Origin of the sequence: Myxococcus sp. AB025B, assembly GCF_006518215.1 — a bacterium.
GTDB lineage: Bacteria > Myxococcota > Myxococcia > Myxococcales > Myxococcaceae > Myxococcus > Myxococcus fulvus.
On record NZ_SRLW01000513.1, the window covers coordinates 1 to 3,769 of the forward strand.

Below are 3,769 nucleotides of genomic sequence, written 5' to 3' on the forward strand. Positions count from 1 at the left end.
GGGCGGTGCTGGGGTTGGACGGCAACGCGACGGGGCTGAAGGTGGACGGCACGACGACGAAGCTGCCGTTGCCGCCGTTCCAGGCGAAGGCGGCGAGCCCGTATGCGGCGATGAAGCCGGAGGGGCTGTTGTTCTCGCGCGTGGCGGTGGCGCCGGCGGGGGTTTCGCAGGCGGTGGGCTCGCTCAGGGCGAACATCCAGGCGCTGTGCGCGACGTGTCCGAAGGAGCAGGTGCAGGCGACGACGGACGCGGTGGCGAAGCAGCTGACGGGCAACATGTTGGTGAGCATGAGCAACGTGCAGGTGCGTGGCTCGCTCAGGGCTCCGGAGGCGCGCTTCTTCGCGGTGAAGCAGGCGCTGGCGGCGGAGGTGAAGGACGCGGCGGCGATGAAGAATGCGCTGGAGCCGCTGGGGAAGTTGCCGGGGGCGAAGGCGCTGGAGGATGGCTGGGCGCTGACGGTGAAGGGCGGCACGGTGCAGGTGCGGCAGAAGGGCAAGCACCTGGTGGTGGGCAACGACGACGCGGTGACGCAGGCGACGATGGCGGCGCTGCCGGAGACGACGGCGAAGCTGGAGCGCGCGGCGGACTTCTCACTGGACCCCAAGCTGCTCGCGCGCGGACTGTCCCAGGTGTCGCTGGCGGATGTGCTCTCGGACGAGAACCTCGCGGCGATGTTCGCGGTGAGCTCCGAGCTGGGGCCGCTGCTCGCGCGCAGCGAGCGAATCACGGGCTGGCTGGACAGCGCTCCGGGTGGCGCGCACCGGTTCTTCTTCGACTGGACGTTGCCGGAGTCGAAGTAGGGAGCACGGGGCGCTAACGCGCCTCCACCGCCCGGAACGTCACGCCGTCGAGCGACAGTCGGTTCACCGCGTCCAGGAACCGCTCCGTGGCGATGATGACGCCCGGAGCATCCGCGAGTCGGAAGAGGTCGACACCATCTGGCAGCGAGCGCGCCTCCAGGACGATGGGGTCCGGCATCGGGCCCTCCACGTCGCTGATGCCACACCTCGGACACGGCGGTTTGCGGACCCACGTCAGGGCCTCGGGATGGAACCGCCCCTGGACATCCATCTGAAGACTCATCAGCTCAGGTGGACGCTGCGTTCTGAACTTCAGTGAGACAGGCGCACCGAGTAGCCCTCGGATTCCCTCCTTCTGGAGCGCCTCCATCGCCTCGCGACGCAGGCACAAGGACCAACCCACGGGCATGTGGAGCGAGCCGAACGTGCCAGAGCCCGTCCCTGTCAGGGGGCCCAGCTCGGCTCCCGCATCGAGCACCGCGTTCGCGGGCACGAAGGGACGCACCAGCTCGCGCAAGCGCTCGAGCTCGTCCTGCGACACGGGAGAAGGGTCTGACAACCGAGCCTGCTCCTTGGACGGGAGGCTGGACAGGTCGACGCAAGGGTATTCGAGGCCGAGGGTGGCACCGCTGAGGCTACACTGCGGACACGGCTCGACCCCGGGAAGTCCCCAGCGAGGGGCGGCATTCAGTTCCCCCGAGTAGCGCGAGGCGGGCTCCTGCTCGACTCTGAAGTACTTCATGCGCTGTCCGTGACCTCGGAGCCAAGCCTCAAGGGTCCGCGAAGGGCTGGGGCCCCGGCGGAGGAATCGGGTGACCGTAGTAGGGCACGATGGGTCCGGCGATGTCGAACCGAAACGCAAGCTCCAGGGACTTGCGAAGCAGTTCCTCCTTCGGGATGCGTCGACGGTGCAGGTTCGCGTTCATGTACTCACGCCAGGCCGCGTTCCAGGGACCGCCCCGCCCGCCTGGATTGTGGACTCGCAGGTGCAGGTGCTCGGGCACGACCATCGTGAACTCATGGATGTTGATGCCATGGCGCGCGAACCACCTCGCCAGCAACTCCTCCTGCGGGAAGAGGTGGTGTTTGACCAGGCGGCTCCCAGCTTGAGGAGGGAAGGCGGGGAGGTAGCCGTAGCGATAGCCGAAATGGAAGACCAACCGAGGCCGCGCCGCCTGCCGGATTCCAGAGCGTCGGTAGTCTCTTGGAGGAAGTCTTCCCGGAGGACGTACGGGCCGATAGGGATGACTGACATTCCGAACCCCAAGCTCACGTCGCGCGCTGGCGCTGAGCGCCGGGTCCACGTCGTCACAGGCGAAGAGCCCACATTCCGCCAGCGAGCCTTCACAGGCGAACACGACGCACTGGTCGGCGTCAGGGGCTTCACATTCGACGTCGGACGAGACCCCTCCGGGGAAATCTGTATGAAGAGCGGAATTCGAAGCGCCGCATGCCTGAAGGCAAGGCATGAAGAGACAAGCGACCCAGAGCCATCTGACGCACGGGTACGAGGGCATGGGCATGATTATGCGCTCGCGGGTGACACACTTTCCCGAACCCACGCCTATCCTCTCCTCGCTGTCCCCACACCCGACAGGACAACGAGGAGACGACATGCCCCGAACGACACATCCCCGATGGACGGCGAAGCGCGCGGCGCTCGCGACGCTGGTGCTGGCCCCCATGGCGGCTGGCGCCGTGAGCCAGAAGCTGCGCTACCGCTTCGACACCGTCACCACGCCCGTCACCACCGTCACGGACGACAGCGGCAAGGGCCACACCGGCACGGTGCAGACGAACAACGGCGCCACGGTGACGGCGGTGACGGGCTTCGAGGGCCTCGGCGTGAAGTTCCCCGCCGTCTGTGATGGCACAGGCTGCCCGCTGGCGAACATCACCACCCCCGACGCGACCGACCTGAACCCCGGCACGGCGCTCTTCACCTTCGGCGCCCGCGTCCGCCTTACGCTCGCCGACCTCTCCACCGCCCACGGCTCCAACCTCGTGCAGAAGGGGCTGGCGAGCACCGCCCAGTGGAAGCTCCAGCTCGATGACGCCGTGCAGGGCCGACCCAGCTGCGTGGTCCGCACCACGGGCGGAGTGAATCCCATCATCGTCAAATCGTCGGTGGGCGTCGCCGATGGCGCCTGGCACAAGGTCGCCTGCCAGCGCACCAGCACCACGCTGACCATCCTCGTGAACAACGTCGCGCGCGGCAGCGCACTGCTCCCGGCCACCTACGACATCAGCCCCACGGGCCAGGCCGTCAATGTGGGCGCCAAGAGCGTCGGCAACAACAACGACCAGTACCACGGCGAAATCGACGACGTTTACTTCAACCTCGACTGAGCCTCGCCCCCCCGGCTCCGGTGGGCTCCCTCACACCGGAGTCGCGCCGTCTCGTCCCGCGCGAGCCAGTCCCTCGAGACCGCTCATGCGGGCCGCTCCTCGCGCCACCGCCGTGCATCCCGCTCCGCCCGCTCCTCCCGGTTCTGGAAGAGCGTCAACCCGCGCTCCACGTCGCCCAACTCCAGCGTCCCCGCCAGCCGCCCGTCCGCGTCCACCACCAACAGCAGCGGAGACTCCTCCTCCGCCATGCGACGCAGCGCCTGCCACCCGTCCTCCTCCAGCCGCGCCACCGGCGTCGCGCGCATCACCTCGCGCACCTGCCGCCGCGTCCGCTCCCCCGCCGGCACCGCGCGCACCGCCTCCACCGCCACGCGCCCCAGCGGCCTGCCGTCCTCCGTCACCGGCAACGCCGTGCGCCGCTCCACCCGGAACTCCCACAGCGCCTCTTCCAGCGACGCCCCCACGTCCACGCCCATCCAGCGCGGCGTCATCAACTCCGCCACCCGCACCTTCTCCAGCGTGGCCTTCATCCGCACCTGCTTCGCCTCCCCATCCGCGCCCATGAAGATGAAGAACGCGATGACCATCAGGAATGGGTTGAACGTCGCCAGCCCCCACAC

4 protein-coding genes and 1 pseudogene are annotated in these 3,769 nt (G+C 68.5%); 2 read left to right on the forward strand and 3 right to left on the reverse strand.

All coding sequences use genetic code 11. From position 1 onward, the window contains the following. Nucleotides 1-800, forward strand: a pseudogene (locus tag FL311_RS44620) (hypothetical protein); the annotation flags it as partial. 13 nt (nt 801-813) lie between these two features. Here the strand turns inward: FL311_RS44620 and FL311_RS41820 are convergent. Continuing rightward, on the reverse strand, nt 814-1,542 hold the full coding sequence (locus FL311_RS41820; RefSeq protein WP_141333192.1) for a double-CXXCG motif protein: 729 nt from the start codon (nt 1,540-1,542) through the stop codon (nt 814-816). Between the two features lie 28 nt (nt 1,543-1,570). Further along, on the reverse strand, nt 1,571-2,485 hold the full coding sequence (locus FL311_RS41825; protein ID WP_141333193.1) for a TIGR02269 family lipoprotein: 915 nt from the start codon (nt 2,483-2,485) through the stop codon (nt 1,571-1,573). On the opposite strand from FL311_RS41825, the gene FL311_RS41830 reads away from it, so the two are divergent. After that, complete coding sequence (locus tag FL311_RS41830) at nt 2,415-3,149, forward strand: laminin G domain-containing protein (RefSeq protein ID WP_194869614.1); 735 nt, start codon at nt 2,415-2,417, stop codon at nt 3,147-3,149. The genes FL311_RS41825 and FL311_RS41830 overlap by 71 nt on opposite strands. A gap of 83 nt (nt 3,150-3,232) precedes the next feature. Here FL311_RS41830 and FL311_RS41835 read toward each other — a convergent pair. After that, the coding region (locus FL311_RS41835) for a CBS domain-containing protein (RefSeq protein ID WP_141333195.1) at nt 3,233-3,769 on the reverse strand (537 nt) is incomplete at its 5' end.

What these genes read in the sequence shown, in the direction of transcription:
- FL311_RS41820 (WP_141333192.1), bottom strand. Translation starts at nt 1,542, where the DNA reads ATGAAGTACTTCAGAGTCGAGCAGGAGCCCGCCTCGCGCTACTCGGGG.
- FL311_RS41830 (WP_194869614.1), top strand. Translation starts at nt 2,415, where the DNA reads ATGCCCCGAACGACACATCCCCGATGGACGGCGAAGCGCGCGGCGCTC.
- FL311_RS41825 (WP_141333193.1), bottom strand. Translation starts at nt 2,485, where the DNA reads ATGGGGGCCAGCACCAGCGTCGCGAGCGCCGCGCGCTTCGCCGTCCAT.